This is a genomic window from Sphingobium indicum B90A (assembly GCF_000264945.2).
GTDB lineage: Bacteria > Pseudomonadota > Alphaproteobacteria > Sphingomonadales > Sphingomonadaceae > Sphingobium > Sphingobium indicum.
In genome coordinates this window covers 443,977-459,865 of sequence record NZ_CP013070.1, presented here as the reverse complement: position 1 = coordinate 459,865, position 15,889 = coordinate 443,977, and the positions used below count along the sequence as shown (strand labels likewise).

Below are 15,889 nucleotides of genomic sequence, written 5' to 3'. Positions count from 1 at the left end.
GCCTCCCTTAACCGGCCGCCCGGCCGGCGCTCGCGCTCTTCGCCTCCGGCTTGTCGCCCGGCAGGCGCACCGGCACGCCGTCGGTCAGCTTGACGACGCCGTCGGTGACGACGGTCTGGCCCGCCTTCACGCCGCCCAATATCTCGACCAGGCCGTTCTGGCGGATGCCGGTGTCGACCTTGGTTCGCTTGGCCTTGCCGTCCTCCACCACGAAGACGAAGCGATCCTCGCCATCGCCCACCACCGCCAGTTCGGGCACGGACAGCGACTGGCGCTGCTTCGCGATGACGTTGACGGTCAGCAGCATGCCGGGCTTCAGGGCGCGGTCGGGATTGGGCAGGATCGCCCTGATCCGGACGGCGCGGGTGGCGGGGTCGATCACCGGGTCGATGGTGGCGATGGTGCCGGTGAAGGGCCGGTCGGGCCAGGCGGCGGAGACCGCCTTGATCGCCTGCCCTTCCCGAACCATCGACAGGCGGGTTTCGGGAATGGTGAAGTCCAGCTTGATCCGCGAAATGTCGCTGACCGTGGCGATGGGCGTCCCGGCGGTGACGATGGCGCCGGGGGACACGGTGCGCAGGCTGACCCAGCCGGAGAAGGGCGCGCGCACCACGCGGTCGCCGATGGAGGCGCGGGCCTGCTGCGCGCTGGCGCGGGCGGCATTGGCCAGCGCGACCTGGCTGTCCAGGCTGGCCGCGGTCGCGAAGCCCCGCGTCTTCAACGCCTGGATGCGATCCAGTTGCTGCTGGGCGGCCAGCGCCTGCGCCTGGGCGGCGGCGAGTTCGGCCCGCTCCTGTCCGGCCGCCAGGGTCGCGATCACCTGCCCCTTGCCGACATAGCCGCCGTCGCTGAAATTGAGGGAGGTGATGCGCTCCGTCACCGGGGCGGACAGCACCACCTGCTCATTGGCGAAGGCGGTGCCGACGGCGTCCAGATTGTCGGTGAAGGTTTCGGACGCGATCGGCGCGGCCTCCACCAATGCCGGGGGGCGCGCCTTCTTCTCCTTTTGACCGCCGCAGGCGGAAAGGGTGAGCGCAATCAGGAAGATAGGCAGGATGGTGCGCATGGGATCGGGCTAATCGGCCTTTGCAAGCGACTCAAACGGACGTTTGTCGCAGATGGTTACTATAGCGGCGAAACGAACAGGGGGGGATTATCCGCCAAATATGCGGAGAGGAGAAATTCGACATTGCCCTGGGGTCCGGTGATCGGGCTGGCGACGATGCCTTCGACCTGCCACCCCCTGGAAAGCGCCCAATCCCGCACTTCGCCGCACACCCGTTCATGGATGGCGGGATCGCGCACGACGCCGCCCTTGCCGACTTCCTCCCGCCCCGCCTCGAACTGCGGCTTGATGAGGGCGATCAGGCGCGCGCCGGGGCGGGCGAAGCCCATGGGGCGCTCCAGCACCTTGGCGAGGGAGATGAAGCTGGCGTCGCAGACGATGATGTCCACCGGCTCCGGCACATGGTCGGCGGTCAGGATGCGGGCGCTGGTCTGTTCATGCACGATGACGCGGGGGTCGGACCGCAGCTTCCACGCAAGCTGGTTGGTGCCGCTGTCCACCGCATAGACCCGCGCCGCGCCGTGGGCGAGCAACACGTCGGTGAAGCCGCCGGTCGAACTGCCGACGTCGATGGCGACGGCGCCGGTCACGTCGATCTCGAAATGCTCCAGCGCATGGGCGAGCTTGATGCCGCCCCGCGACACCCAGGGATGGTCGCGGCCCTTCACCTCCAGTTCGGCGTCGGCGGCGACCTGCTGGCCCGCCTTGTCGATCTTCCGGTCGCCCAGGAAGACGAGACCGGCGAGGATCAGCGCCTGGGCGCGGGCGCGGCTCTCCGCCAGGCCATTGTCCACGAGCAGTTGGTCGGCGCGCACCTTGGCCATCACGACACCAGAGCGGTCAGCGTGGCGGGGGTGAGGAGCTGGGGCAATGTCCGCGCCTCCCTGCCCGGCGCGTACCAGAGGTAGAGCGGGACGCCGGAACGCCCCTGCCCTTCCAGGAAGCGGGTGATGGCGGGATCGGCATTGGTCCAGTCGCCCACCATTACCGTGACGCCCGCCTTTTCGAAGGCGGCGCGGGTTTCGTCGCGGTCGATGGCAGCGGCTTCATTCGCCTTGCAGGTGAGGCACCAGTCGGCGGTGAAGTAGAGGAAAACCGGCTTTCCGGCGGCGCGCAGGCTGGCGAGGCGGGCTTCGTCGAAGGGCACGCCCTTTTCCGAAGCCGCAGCGGCAGGGGCATGGGTGGGGAGCAGGATTGCGGTTCCCGCGAAGAGGATCAGCGCCGCGCAGGCCACCGCCAGTCCGCCGCGCCGGCCATGAAGCTGCCGCCGCCCCAGCCACCACAGGCCGATTGCAAGAGCCGCCGCCGCGCCGAGGCCCAGCAGGATCGCCGGAACGCCCCTTTGCTGGCCGAGCAGCCACAGCAGGCCGAGCGCGGTCAGCGCCATGGGAATGGCCAATATCTTCTGGAGCCGCCCCATCCACGGCCCCGGTTTGGGCAGGCGGGTGCGGAGCGCGGGAATATGGGCCAGCGCCAGGAAGGGCAGCGCCAGGCCAAGGCCAAGCCCCGCGAAGATCGCCAGCGCCGCGCCAATCGGCAGGACTAGGGCGGCCCCCATGGCCGCGCCCATGAACGGGCCGGTGCAGGGCGTCGCGACGAAGGCGACCAACGCGCCGGTCCAGAATGCGCCGGTCGCGCCGCCCTTCCCCGCCAGACGGTCGCCGCCGCCGAAAGCGCTCAGTTCGAACAGCCCGGCAAGGTTCAGCGTGATCGCCGTCACCAGCAGCAGCAGCAGCAGGATGATGCGCGGATCCTGCAACTGGAAGGCCCAGCCCACCGCCGCACCGGCGGCGCGCAGGCCAAGCAGCAGGCCGCCCAAAGCGAGGCAGGTGAGGATGATGCCGAGGCTGTAGGCCCATGCTTCCCGCCGGACGGCGCGCTCGTCGCCGCCTGCGCGGGCGAGCTTCATCGCCTTGAGGCCGAGGATCGGGAAGACGCAGGGCATGATGTTGAGCAGCAGGCCGCCGAGCAGCGCGCCGCCCAGCGCAATCAGGACGGTCTGCGCCGTGGCGGAGCGGGCGGCGGGGACGGCGCCCGGCCGGGCCGTCAGCAGGAAGCCGACATGGTCGCCGGTGCGCAGCACGGCCTGCACCGGACCGGATTTCAGGCCCTGTCCGGCTTCGGTTTCGATGATCAGCCGGTCGCCCTGCCGCGTGACGCTCTGCGGGGCGGCATAGCGGGTGAGGCCGTCGGCCAGCGCGAAGAGATGGACGTCGCGGGCGCTGGCCGCCGCCGGAAAGGGCACGGACAGGCGCAGGCGGCCGTCGGCGACGGCATAGCTTGCCTCGCTGCCCAGCGGACGCGGCAGGTGGCTGCGCCAGCCGTCGAACTGCGCCCTGCCGCCCGGCAGGATCGCGCCGTCGCCCGCGATCAGGTCCAGCGCCAGATCGGCTCCCTCCGGCACGCAGACCTTGTCCGTGCAGGCCAGCCAGTCGGCGCGGACCCGGATCGGCAGCTTCGTGCCCAGGGGCACGTCCGGCGCGACGGTCAGCTTCGCCAGCACGCCATAGGGGCCTTCATAGACATGGTTCATCAGGCCGGAGATCAGCAATGTTTCCGGCACCGGATAGCGCAACGGGCCGATGGCGACTCCCTTTGGCAGCGTCCATTTGACGGTCATGCCCAGGCCCGCGTCGCCCGGATTCTGCCAATAGCCGTGCCAGCCCGGCTCTGGCGTCATGGAAAAGGCGATGGCGGCGTCCTTGCCCGGCTGCGGCACGGCGCTTTCCGCCGTCAGTTCCGCCGCGATATGCGGCGCGCCTCCGCCGAACGCGCCCTGCGCCTGCGCTGCGGCGGGCGCGAACAGCAAAAGCATTGTCATCAGAAGGACATGAAAAATCCGCATCGGGCCTCTGTTCCGGTGGACGCAAGGGGGCTAGGTCTCGATGCTTCCGCCGTCAAGGCATGAGAAGGTATCGCATAATGTTGAAGAATGTCGCGGCCGCGCTGCTTCTCGCCGCTTCGCTGCCCGCCATGGCCCAAGGCCCGGTTCAGCCCGCCGCTCCCGCCACTCCGCCCAAGCTGATCGTCGCCATCTCCGTCGACCAGTTTTCCGCCGACCTGTTCAGCGAATATCGCCAATATTATACGGGCGGCCTGCGGCGGCTGACGGAACAGGGCGTCGTCTTCCCCCGCGGCTATCAGGGCCATGCCGCGACCGAGACCTGCCCCGGCCACAGCACGATCTTGACCGGCAGCCGCCCGTCGCGCACCGGCATCATCGCCAATAGCTGGTTCGACCTGAACGCCGCCCGCGCCGACAAGCTGGTCTATTGCGCGGAGGACGAGGCGCAGCCGGGCACCAGCAGCGCCGACTATCAGGCCTCGCCGGTGCATCTTCGGGTGCCGACGCTGGGCGGGCGGATGAAGGCCGCCAATCCGGCCACCCGCGTCGTGTCGGTGGCGGGGAAGGACCGCGCCGCCATCATGATGGGCGGGCCGACCGCCGATCAGGTCTGGTGGCTGGGCGGGCCGCAGGGCTATGTCAGCTACAAGGGGGTGGCGACGCCGCCGCTGGTGGCCAAGGTCAATGAAGTCATGGCCCAGCGCCTGGCCCAGCCCAATCCCGGCTTCGAACTGCCGCCGCAATGCGCGGCCAAGGATTTCCCGGTCAAGGCGGGCAGCATCACCGTGGGCACCGGCCGCTTCGCGCGGGAGGCGGGCGACTACAAGGGCTTCCGCATCTCGCCGGAGCAGGACGCGATGACCCTGGCCTTCGCCGCCGCCGCGATAGAGGCCATGGCGCTGGGGCGTCAGGCGCAGACCGACATCATCTCCATCGGCCTGTCGGCCACCGATTATATCGGCCACGCCTACGGCACGGAGGGGACGGAAAGCTGCATCCAGGTCGACCGGCTGGACCGCGAACTGGGCGCCTTTTTCGACCGGCTGGACAAGGATGGGCTGGACTATGTGGTGATGCTGACCGCCGACCATGGCGGCCACGACCTGCCCGAACGCCACCGGCTGAACGCCATGCCGATGGAGCAGCGCGTCGACAAGGCTCTGACGCCCAAGGCGCTGTCCGCCGCCATCGCGGAGAAGACCGGCATCAGCGGCAAGAGATTGATCTGGGGCGACGGCCCGTCAGGCGATCTTTATTTCGACAAGGGCCTCACCGCTGCGCAGCGGACCAAGGTGGAGGCGGCGACGCTGGCCCTGCTGCGCGCCCATCCGCAGGTGCAGACCGTGTTCACCAGGGCGGAGATCGCGGCCACCCCCTCCCCCTCCGGCCCGCCGGAAAGCTGGTCGCTGATAGAGGAGGCCCGCGCCAGCTTCGACCCGCAGCGGTCGGGCGACCTGCTGCTGCTGCTGAAACCCCGCATCATGTCGATCCCCGAAGCGGCGGTGATGGGCTATGTCGCGACCCATGGTTCGCCCTGGGACACGGACCGCCGCGTGCCGATCCTGTTCTGGCGCAAGGGGCTGGTTCATTTCGAACAGCCGCTGGGCGTGGAGACGGCGGACATATTGCCGACGCTGGCGGCGTTGATCGGACTGCCGGTGCCGAAGGATCAGATCGACGGGCGCTGCCTGGACCTGATCGCCGGGGATGGGGATAGCTGCGCAAACTGATCATGCACAGCCTGTTCCTGCGCAGGCAGGAACCCAGTTCAGGCTTTGCCTTATCACGTCAAGCGCGGAACTGGGCTCCTGCCTGCGCAGGAGCACGAGGCGCTTGGCGCTGCCCTAGATATTCTCCGCGATGCCGTCGCGGCCTTCATCCAGCAAAGCGTGGACGCGGTGAGGCGCGGAAACCTCGACCCGGCTGGTCACTTCATAATGGGCCTTGGCCTGGCGGACATTGCTGTCGGCGGGCACGCTGTCGGTCAGCCAGACATTGCCGCCGATCACCGACCGGCTGCCGATGATGATGCGCCCCAATATCGTCGCCCCGGCATAGATCACCACATCGTCCTCGATGATCGGATGGCGCGGCAGGGCCTTTTCCAGCGCGCCCTTCTCGTCCGCCGGAAAGCTGCGCGCGCCCAGCGTCACGCCCTGGTAGATGCGCACCCGGTCGCCGACGATGGCGGTTTCGCCGATGACCACGCCGGTGCCATGGTCGATGAAGAAGCTGCGGCCGATCTTCGCGCCGGGATGGATGTCGATCCCCGTGCTGCCATGCGCGATTTCGGAGATGATCCGCGCCACCAGCGGCGCGCCCGATTGGTGGAGCCGGTGCGCCAGCCGATGGTGGATGATCGCCATCATGGATGGATAGCAGATCAGCACCTCGTCCACGCTGCGCGCCGCCGGATCGCCCAGGAAGGCCGCCTCCACATCGCTGTCCAGCAATTCGCGCAGCGCGGGAAGGCTGTCGGCGAAACTGCCGATGATGCGGGACGCCTCCCGGTCCACATGCTCGGCCGGCTCCCCCTTCATCGCATAGATGAGTTCCAGCCGGATCTGCCCGTAGAGGCGGCTCAGCACCGTTTGAAGGGTCTGGGCGACATAGGCGTCCTCATTATGCAGGCGCACGAAGCTGGGACCGAGGCGCAGCGGAAACAGCGCGCCGCACAAAGCCTCCATGATCTTGGTCAGCGTGGCGCGGGAGGGGAAACCCTCCGCGCCATATTCGGCATGATGGTCCTGCCCCTGCCGCCAACGCCGCCGCACCGCGCCCAGTTCGGCCGCCAGCCGATCGATGTCCCAATAACCCTGGGCGATTTCCTTTTCGCCTTCTGCCGTCATAAGCGCCTCTTTCGATACAGGCGCCCGGCATAGCGCGGCATGTTGCTTCGCGGTAAATGAGTTTTGCTTGGGGGCAGGCAGATTCTCTTTGTCAGCGCCCTTGGATCAGCGCTTTTGCGCTTCGGCCGGAAGATGCAGGCAGATTTCCGCCCGCAATCCGCCTTCGGGCCTGTTGGCGAGGGTCAGCTGGCCCCCCTCCAGTTCCACCGCCCGCGCAACGATGGCCAGGCCCAGGCCCAGCCCCCGCGTGTTGCGCTGCCGCGCCTCGTCCAGGCGGGTAAAGGGCTTGAGCACCTCGTCCAGCTTGTCGCGGGGAATGCCGGGGCCGTCATCGTCGACGCGGATCAGCACTTCCCGGTCGCGGCGTTCCAGCGTGACCCGCGCCCGGCTGCCATAATGCAGCGCATTTTCGACGAGGTTGACGACCGCCCGGCGCAAGGTGAGCGAGCGCACCTCCATTTCCAGATGGTCGGGCCCGACATAATCGACCTGCCTGCCCTGATCCTGGAAGGCGTCGACCACTGTCGCCGCCAGCACGGCGAGATCGGTGCGCACCGCCGGCTCGCCATTCTTCTCTCCGCCCAGGAAGGCGAGCAGCGAATCGATCATCTCCCCCATTTCGGTAAGGTCGCCCTCGATCGCCTCCCGCGCCTCATTGTCGGGCAGGTTCTCCAGCCGCAGCCGCAACCGGGCGAGCGGCGTGCGCATGTCGTGGCCGACCGCCGCCAGCGTCTCCGTCCGTTCGGTGATCAGGCGATGGATGCGCTTCTGCATGGCGTTGAAGGCGCGGATGAGGTTGCGGACGTCGTTGGACCCGCCCTCCTCCACGATCACTTCGTCGCTCAGGCCGATGCGCTCGGTGGCGCGGGTAAGGTCGCGCAACGGGGCCAGCGTCCGCCGGATCATGATGCCGCCGACGATCAGCAGCGCCAGCACCGGGATCAGCGCCAGCCCCATGCGGCCGATGGCGAAGGTCCATTTGCCGCCGCTGTGCCGCATGCCGAAATAGAGCCAGCTTCCGTCCGCCAGGCGCAAGCCGCCGTTGATCTCCGAAACGCGGCCTGGGGAGGCCAGGCGCAGCCACAGGCCCGACTGCTCCAGCGTCGGTTCCCAGTTGACGATCTGGCGGCGCATCCGCTCCAGCCCCGGCGCCAGGGCGGGCGGCGGGGGCGAGGAGGGTGCCCAATGTATGTCGTAGCGGTCGGTGGTCAGTTGCAGCGACAGGGCATGCCGCTCATCCGCCGGATGCTCGGTCAGCAGCTTGCGCGCGATCACCAGATGCTCGGCCAGGCGGCGCGCCTCGTCATCCTGGAGCGACAGGTGATTGGCCCGCTCGTTCAGGAAGACGCCGACGGCGAATTCCATCGTCAGGGTCAGCAGCAGGATGGCGAAGATCTGCCCGACCAGGCTGACATGCCGCCTCAAGCGCGGCTGACCTCCGCATTGAACATGTATCCGACGCCGCGAACGGTGGTGATCGGCGCCGAACGATCGTCCGTCGTCAGCTTGCGGCGCAGGCGGCTGACCAGCACGTCGATGCTGCGGTCGCTGCTGTCGCCCATGCGGGTGCGGGACAGTTCGATCAGCCTTTCGCGGGCGATGACGCGCTGCGGGTGGCTGAGGAAGCTGCCCAGCAGGTCGAACTCCGCGCCGGTCAGATCGACGATGGCGCCGGTGGGGGAACGCAGTTCGCGGCGGGGGAAGTTGACGATCCAGCCGTCGAAGCGCGCCTCATTCTCGCGATGCTCGTCCGGGCCGCGCTCCACGCCGACGCGGCGCAATATGGCGCGGATGCGGGCGATCAGTTCGCGGGTGCCGAAGGGCTTGGGCAGATAATCGTCCGCGCCCAGTTCCAGCCCGACGATGCGGTCGGTTTCGCTGCCCTTGGCGCTGATGAAGATGATGGGGACGTCGCTCTTGCGCCGGATCTGGCGGCACAGGTCAATGCCGTTGGTGCCCGGCAGCATGACGTCCAGCACGACCAGATCGACCGGCCCCGCGTCGAACGCCACCCACATTTCAGGACCGGAGGAAGCCGGCCGGACCTGATAGCCATGTTCCTGCAAGGCCCGCGCCGTCAGCGTGCGCAGCGGCGGGTCGTCTTCGACAAGGATGATGGTCGGCGCGGTCATGAAAATGTCGGCACGGCTGTGGGCATGACAGCGGGATAGGGACGGCCGGAGCCAGGGTCAACCGCACCGGCGGCCGGAAAGCCCCGGACGCGACAACAGAAACAATTTGTCACGTCCGGGAAAGAAGCATGGCCGGGCCTGGCGAACCAGGCCCGGCCCATCGGGTCAGAATGCAGCGGTCAGCGAGAAGAGGACCGTGCCGCGCGCGATCGACTTGCCGGCATCCTTGCTGTCGTTGACCATGAAGTTCGGACGCAGATAATCTTCCTCGACCCGGGCGATGTCGGTGTCGACAAAGGAGACGCCGACGGTCAGCGGCGTGCCCGGAATAGCCAGGTCGGCGCCGACCAGCCAGTCGAGATATTTGCCGGTGGGCGCGACCGAAGTGCCGTTCGGGCCAAGGCCCGGATTGCCGTTCGACCAGCCGACATGGGCCTTCAGCGTGACGGGGGTGCTGGGAACCGCGGCGCTGAGGTCGCCCCAGACGTAGAAATTGTCTTCCTTGTCGCCCGGATTGTCGGGCGTGCCGGCGAGATAGCTAGCTGCGCTGTTATACGTCCTGCCAAGCGCTTCCTGCTTGGGCGCGTAGGCAACGCCGACCAGGCCCTTGACCGGACCGAACTGGTGCGACAGCTTCACATAGGGTTCGGCGAAGTCGGTCTTGTCGGCGCCCGACGGGTACATGTACCAGGTCAGGCCGATGTCGACCGTGGTGCCCTCGCCCAGCGCGGCCGAATAGCCGGCGACCAGGTCGAGTTCCATGTTCGCGCCGCCGAAACGGCCCCAGCCGCCCAGGTTCGAACCCCAGGTGCCGACATAGAAGCCGCTTTCATGCGTGGCGGTGATGCCGCCCTGGATGGCCATGCCGCGGTCGCTCTGCGACACGCCGCGGAAGCGGTAGTCGGACACCAGACCGACGCTGCCAGTGACGGTGACGGGGCCTGCGGGCTCTTCCTGAGCGAAAGCCGGAGCGCTGGAAAGCAGCGCAAGCGCGGCACAGGCAATATGATACTTCATGAACATTCCCCTTTTACGTAAGAATGTTCCTTCCTGCGTCCGCTCCCTCCGAAGATCTTTGGGTCTTATCGTCTTCGATACCGGCGGTTCGGCAAAAGGTTTAGGGGGAGAAGGCGGAATGGGGAAACGGCTTTTCCGCAAATGCGAAAGGGCGTGAAGTCACTGTGTTATCCGCAACACGATTATTGTCTTCTATCGTTCCATATATTGCTATTATATTTCTACTTCGCATCATAAAGCAAAACCGCCGCATCGCCCTGGGGTGATGCGGCGGTTCGTTCACCGCCTGAGGAGGGGGTGAAGGATCAGGCGGCGAGATGACGCATGCGGCCGGTGGCGCCGAACAGTTCGACCTGCGCGCCGGTCCCCCGGCGACGGTCGACCCATTCGCGGACCATCTCCGCGCAAGTATGGTCGATATGGCTGAGACGCTCGACATTCAGGATGACGAGCCGCCCGGCCGGGAGCGCCTCCAGCCTGGCCGACAGCTTCGGCAGGCTGAGGAAGGTGGCGGTGCCGTGCAGCGCAACCTCGTGCGCGTCGTCCCGCTCCTCTTCGTCCACGCCCAGGCGGAGGCGCCGGGCATGGGGCAGAAGCTCGATCAGCGACAGGCCGATGCCGACCAGGACGCCGGTCAGCAGGTCGGTCGCCACGACGCAGACCAGCGTCGCCGCCCACACCACGGCCGGGAGCGGGCCATAGCGGTGGAGGAGATGCTTCACATGGTCGACGCTGACCAGGCGCACGCCGGTGACGACCAGGACGCCGGCCAGCGCCGCCATCGGGATTTCCCGCAGCAGCCAGGGCAGCAGGGCGACGAAGCCCAATATCCAGGCGCCGTGCAGGATGGTCGACAGCCGCGTCCTGGCGCCGGCCTGGACGTTGGCCGAACTGCGGACGATGACCCCGGTCATCGGCAGCGCGCCCGCCACGCCGCAGAGCAGGTTGCCCACGCCCTGCGCGCTGAGTTCGCGGTTATAATTGGTGCGCACGCCGTCATGCATCCGGTCCACTGCCGCCGCCGACAACAGGGTTTCCGCGCTGGCGATGAAGGCGATGGCGATGGCCGTGGTGATGATCGTCGGGTTCAGAAGCTGTTGCACCAGATCGTCGCCCGGCAGCGAAATGGCCGAGACGATGGATTCCGGCACGACGACCCGCGCCACCGGCAGGCTCAGGAAAAAGGCGGCCAGCGTCGCCAGCACCACGCCGACGAGAGCGCCCGGGAGCAGCTTCATTGACGCGGGACGCAGCTTCTCCCACCCCAGCATGCCGCCGATCGTGAGCAGGCCGACCGCGAAGGCGGTCGCCGCGTCCTGGTTGGAAAGACCGAAAATCTGCCCCGGCATGGCGACCAGATTGGCAAGACCGCTCGACAGCGGCTTGTCGTCGAACAGCACATGGAACTGGCCGACCACGATCAGCACGCCGATGCCCGCCAGCATGCCGTGCACCACGGCGGGCGATATGGCGCGAAACCAGCCGCCGACCCGCATCAGTCCGGCCACGACCTGGATCGCGCCCGCCAGGATCAGGATCGGCCCCAACGCGGACAGGCCCTGTTTCTGCACGATTTCGAAGACGATGACCGCCAGGCCCGCCGCCGGGCCGCTGACCTGAAGGGGCGAACCCGCCAGCAGGCCGACGATCAGGCCGCCGATCATGCCGGTGATCAGGCCCTTTTCCGGCGGCACCCCGGAAGCGATGGCAATGCCCATGCACAACGGCATCGCCACCAGGAAGACGACGATGGAGGCCGTGAAGTCGCGGCTGAGCGTGCCGCCGGAAAATGGCTTGAGCATGGGCTTACTCCGCCGCCTGCGCATAGGCGATGTCGGCGGCCAGACGCTTGGCGTGCGGCAGCGCGACCGGCAGCGGCTGGCCTTCGCGCAGCGGCAGGAAACGGCCGGTCTCGCCGTCCAGGCCCAGAACCTGACCCGCGTGGATGTCGACATACCAGCCGTGCAGCGCGATCTCGCCCCGCGCGATGCCCGACGCGACCGACGGATGGGTGCGCAGATGGGCGAGTTGCACCACCACATTCTCCAGCGCCATGTTGCGCAGCTTCTCCGCATCGCTGAGGTCGGCGGGGTAGCTTTCGCGGCACACCTTCTGCGCGGCATGGCTGTGGCGCAGCCAGGCGGCGACATTGGGCATGGCGCTGAGGTCGGCATTGGTGGACAGCGCCTTCATCGCGCCGCAATCGCTGTGGCCGCACACGATGATGTCGCGCACGCCCAGCACCATGACGGCATATTCGACGGTGGAGGTGACGCCGCCATTCTGCGTCGCGTGCGGCGGCACGATGTTGCCGGCGTTGCGGCAGACGAACAGGTCGCCGGGGTCCGCCTGCATGATATGTTCCGGAACGATGCGCGAATCCGCGCAGGAGATCATCAGCGCCTTGGGGCTCTGCCCGTCGCTGGCGAGGCGGTTGTAAAGCGCGCTCTGGTTCGGAAAGACATGGCTTTCGAAGCTGAAGACGCGACCGATCAGATCGTTCATGTCGTTGCATCCTTCTTGTCTGATGGCCGGTCAGGGGGCAGACCGGCCTTGAGGATGCACGATAGGGGGGCGTTTTTGCTGCGTCGCAGCGGCTTTGTTAAATAATATGTCTGAGTGATGGAAAGCGCGATAGGCGCGGCGGCTCGCCCGATTTTCCAGCAGAATCAATGTAATGGATGGGAAACATTGGACCGGGTCGAAGCGGCTCAGCGCCGGTCGACCACCGCGCTGAACATATATCCGCCGCCCCGCACCGTAACGATGGGCGCTGGCCGGCCGCCATGGCTGAGCTTGCGCCGCAGCCGGCTGACCAGCACGTCGACGCTGCGGTCGGAGGACGGCGCATCGCGCACGCCGCCCAGTTCCATCAGGCGCGGACGGGCGATCACGACCTGCGGATGATCCAACAGCACGAGCAGCAACGCAAATTCGGCGGCGGTCAGGTCGACCTGCGCGCCGTCGGGGGCCAGAACCTCGCGCCGGGAGGAATCCACAACCCAGCCGTCGAACCGCGCCTCGGTCGGTCGGCGCACGCCCAGGGCGCGTTCATTGCGTCCCCGGCGCAGCACGGCGCGCAGCCGGGCGGCCAGTTCACGGGTCGAATAGGGCTTCGCCATATAATCGTCGGCGCCCAGTTCCAGCCCGACCACGCGGTCGACCTCGCTGCTGTTGGCGCCGACCAGGATGATCGGCACGTCGCTGCGTTCCCGGACGTCGCGGCACAGATCCATGCCGTCCGGGCCCCGCAGCGCGGCATCCAGCACGACCGCTCCCACGGGCATGCTGTTCATCGCATCCCAGATTTCGCTCGCGGAGGCGGCGGCCATGGCCCGAAACCCGCTTTCCTCCAGCGATTGGCGCACATCCTGGCGCACGTCCTGCTGGGCGTCCGCGATCAATATCAGCGGTGGGTTCATCCGCCCGTTACGGCGCCCTTCGCGGACAGCGCGTGAATGCCGTCAAGCTCGCCCAGCAACGCGGCCCGATCCTGCCGCGCCACGGCGACGGCTTCGGCCGCGCGGGCGCCGGCGTGGCGGGCGACTTCCGCCTCGATCTCGTCGCGGGCGGCGGCGCAGCTGCCGGCATGGCTGCCCGACAGCGGAGCGAAGCGGTGGATCGGCTTGGCGACGGCGGCCAGGGCGCGGCCCTGCGTCGCGACGTCGCGGTTCACGACCAGTTCGGCCTGCCAGCGGCACACCGGCATGGACGGCCGATTGGCGAAGCGCGATTCGACCTCCCGGAAGCGGACCGTCGATTCGGTCTCGTAGCTCGCCCGATAGGCGTTCGACGCATGGGGGATTTCAGCGCTGTGGATCGGCGTGGCGACGGCAATGGCCGCCGCGCTGGACGCGAGAATGAGCAACATGGGGCCTTCTCCCTGACAACCGGAAATGATCGGTCCGGGTTTTAGGCGGGCTGAATGTCTCTGAAATTTGCCGAGTGTTACAAATTATTGCTCAAGCATTTTCCCGTTGCGGGCGGCGCGGGCACGATCCTCCCCTTTTTCCGACTGGAGCCAGGCCATTCGCGTCAGGGGCATGGATCGTCCGGCCGCTCACATGATCCAGCAGCGCCGACAGCCACAGCGCGTCGCTCGCCGCCCGGTGGCGATGCGGGTGGAGCGCGTCGGCGCGGGCGACCGCCTCCATGATCCGCCGTTCGCCCGCGCGATGCTCGTCAAGCAGCAGCGAGACATGGTCGATGAGGAAGGGCGTCGCCTGCCCCGCCGCGTCGGCCAGCGTGTCGAGCCAATATTGGTCGATCATGCTGTCGGCCACCATGCGCCGCCCCGCGCAGGCGTCGGCCAGTTCGGACAGCACGGTTTCGACAGGCTGGCCCTCGCGCTCCACCCGGTCGCGGTCCAGGCCGTGCAGCGCCTCCGCCTCGGCGGACCAATGCCATCCCGCCCAATCGTCATGCGGCCGGATCAGCCAGCTTCGCGCCTTGCCCTCGCGGGCGATGCCGACTTCAATGGGGTAGGACAGGCCGTGCCGGGGCAGGCACGACGCCTCGAAATCGATCGTGAGGATCGTCAAGATGCTCTCCATATTTCAGGGCCATGCCTGCCCCTCTTCAGACCGGCCAGTCAGTTTTCCGCTGTGGCTCACCTAAGCGGCGACTATGTCAGTCCGAAGTCAGGGGCGCGAAAAATGATGCGGACGGGCGCATTGCGTCGACCGGCCGAAAGGGCGCGTCCATCGGAAAATCCCGACATGGAAGCGCGATCGCCATGCAACCTGCGGGGCTTTCGCGCTTTTAACGGGGGCGCCCACCGCAAGTCGGGGGGATCGGTGGCGGCGCGGCCTTCAAAGGGATGCCCGACCATGAAAATCGCACAGATTGCTCCGCTTGCCGAAAGCGTGCCGCCGCGCCTCTATGGCGGCACCGAACGCATCGTGTCCTACCTGACCGAGGAACTGGTGCGGCAGGGGCATGAGGTGACGCTGTTCGCCAGCGGCGACTCCGTCACCCGGGCGGAACTGGTGCCGGTGACCGACATGGCGCTGCGGCTCAACCCCAAGGTGCGCGACCCCATCCCCTACCACATGATCCTGCTCGATGCCGTGCGCCGCCGGGCCGACGAGTTCGACGCGCTGCATTTCCACATCGACCTCATCCACATGCCGCTGGTGCAGGATTTCATCGGCCGCTGCGTGACGACGCTGCACGGCCGGCTGGACCTGCCCGACCTGCCCGCCTTCTACCGCGCCTTCCCCGATCACAGCCTGGTGTCGATTTCCGACCATCAGCGGCTGCCGATGCCGCCGGTGAACTGGGCAGGGACGATCCACCACGGCCTGCCCGCCGACCTGCTGCCGCCCCGCATCGGCCCCAGCGACGGCTATCTGGCCTTTCTGGGGCGCATTTCCCCCGAAAAGCGTCCCGACCGGGCGATCCGCATCGCCGCGCGTTCGGGATTGCCGCTCAGGATCGCGGCGAAGATCGACGCGGTGGACCGCGCCTATTGGGAGCGGGAGATCGCGCCGCTCGTCGAACGCTACCCCAATGTCCACTATGTCGGGGAGATCAACGAAGCGCAGAAGGCCGAATTCCTGGGCCGGGCAAGCGCCCTGCTGTTCCCCATCGACTGGCCCGAACCCTTTGGCCTGGTGATGATAGAGGCTATGGCCTGCGCCACGCCGGTCATCGCCTTCCGCTGCGGTTCCGTCCCCGAAGTGATCGACCATGGTCGGTCGGGCTATATCGTCGAGAGCGAGGATGAAGCGGTCGCGGCGGTCGGCCGCCTCCGCGAACTCAACCGCGCGAAGGTGCGCGCCGCCTTTGACGCACGCTTCACGGCAGAGCGGATGGCCGCCGATTATGTTCAGCTTTATCACGACCTTCCCGGCGCGCGGACGCAGGCGGCGATGCTGCGGCGGCTGCGCGGAGAAGGTTCGGAACTTCAGGTCGTGGGATAGAGCATTTTCAACTTGGCCGTTTGCGGGCAGCAGCCCGGAAATGCGGCATCAGGAGA

General features: G+C 67.6%; 14 protein-coding genes. 2 read left to right on the top strand and 12 right to left on the bottom strand.

Annotated elements, in window-relative coordinates; genetic code table 11:
- Positions 1-7: 7 nt before the first annotated feature.
- Genes SIDU_RS02375 through SIDU_RS02365 form a run of 3 tightly spaced genes read right to left on the bottom strand, consistent with a single transcriptional unit; the run spans position 8 to position 3,911 of the window.
- Entirely contained in the window at positions 8-1,066 is a 1,059-nt protein-coding gene (locus tag SIDU_RS02375; RefSeq protein WP_007683943.1) for an efflux RND transporter periplasmic adaptor subunit, read from the bottom strand.
- Between the two features lie 59 nt (positions 1,067-1,125).
- Positions 1,126-1,890 (bottom strand): TlyA family RNA methyltransferase, encoded by a 765-nt coding sequence (locus SIDU_RS02370; RefSeq protein WP_007683942.1) that lies wholly within the window; start codon positions 1,888-1,890, stop codon positions 1,126-1,128.
- Positions 1,890-3,911, bottom strand: coding sequence for a protein-disulfide reductase DsbD family protein (locus SIDU_RS02365; protein ID WP_007683941.1), 2,022 nt, complete (start codon positions 3,909-3,911; stop codon positions 1,890-1,892). Before SIDU_RS02365 ends, SIDU_RS02370 begins: the two co-directional genes overlap by 1 nt.
- A gap of 77 nt (positions 3,912-3,988) precedes the next feature.
- Here SIDU_RS02365 and SIDU_RS02360 point away from each other — a divergent pair, with 77 nt between their 5' ends.
- Complete coding sequence (locus tag SIDU_RS02360; protein WP_007683940.1) at positions 3,989-5,641, top strand: alkaline phosphatase family protein; 1,653 nt, start codon at positions 3,989-3,991, stop codon at positions 5,639-5,641.
- A gap of 114 nt (positions 5,642-5,755) precedes the next feature.
- Here the strand turns inward: SIDU_RS02360 and epsC are convergent, their stop codons facing one another.
- The 9 genes from epsC to SIDU_RS02315 form a co-directional block, all read right to left on the bottom strand.
- The gene (gene epsC / locus SIDU_RS02355; RefSeq protein ID WP_007683939.1) at positions 5,756-6,760 is read right to left on the bottom strand and encodes a serine O-acetyltransferase EpsC; all 1,005 of its coding nucleotides are present in this window, start codon (positions 6,758-6,760) and stop codon (positions 5,756-5,758) included.
- A gap of 105 nt (positions 6,761-6,865) precedes the next feature.
- The gene (locus SIDU_RS02350) at positions 6,866-8,185 is read right to left on the bottom strand and encodes an ATP-binding protein (protein WP_007683938.1); all 1,320 of its coding nucleotides are present in this window, start codon (positions 8,183-8,185) and stop codon (positions 6,866-6,868) included.
- A complete protein-coding gene (locus tag SIDU_RS02345) occupies positions 8,182-8,892 on the bottom strand; it encodes a response regulator (RefSeq protein WP_007683937.1) in 711 nt (236 codons plus the stop codon). Before SIDU_RS02345 ends, SIDU_RS02350 begins: the two co-directional genes overlap by 4 nt.
- Positions 8,893-9,057: 165 nt before the next feature.
- The gene (locus tag SIDU_RS02340) at positions 9,058-9,915 is read right to left on the bottom strand and encodes a TorF family putative porin (protein ID WP_007683936.1); all 858 of its coding nucleotides are present in this window, start codon (positions 9,913-9,915) and stop codon (positions 9,058-9,060) included.
- Between the two features lie 299 nt (positions 9,916-10,214).
- Entirely contained in the window at positions 10,215-11,711 is a 1,497-nt protein-coding gene (locus SIDU_RS02335; RefSeq protein WP_007683921.1) for a SulP family inorganic anion transporter, read from the bottom strand.
- A gap of 4 nt (positions 11,712-11,715) precedes the next feature.
- Entirely contained in the window at positions 11,716-12,414 is a 699-nt protein-coding gene (locus tag SIDU_RS02330; protein ID WP_007683920.1) for a carbonic anhydrase, read from the bottom strand.
- Between the two features lie 206 nt (positions 12,415-12,620).
- Complete coding sequence (locus tag SIDU_RS02325; RefSeq protein WP_007683919.1) at positions 12,621-13,331, bottom strand: response regulator transcription factor; 711 nt, start codon at positions 13,329-13,331, stop codon at positions 12,621-12,623.
- Positions 13,328-13,780, bottom strand: a complete 453-nt coding sequence (locus SIDU_RS02320) for a hypothetical protein (protein WP_007683918.1) — start codon at positions 13,778-13,780, stop codon at positions 13,328-13,330. Before SIDU_RS02320 ends, SIDU_RS02325 begins: the two co-directional genes overlap by 4 nt.
- Before the next feature lie 91 nt (positions 13,781-13,871).
- Entirely contained in the window at positions 13,872-14,462 is a 591-nt protein-coding gene (locus SIDU_RS02315; RefSeq protein WP_007683917.1) for a 3'-5' exonuclease, read from the bottom strand.
- A gap of 276 nt (positions 14,463-14,738) precedes the next feature.
- On the opposite strand from SIDU_RS02315, the gene SIDU_RS02310 reads away from it, so the two are divergent.
- Positions 14,739-15,833, top strand: coding sequence for a glycosyltransferase family 4 protein (locus SIDU_RS02310; RefSeq protein WP_007683916.1), 1,095 nt, complete (start codon positions 14,739-14,741; stop codon positions 15,831-15,833).
- Positions 15,834-15,889: the final 56 nt, after the last annotated feature.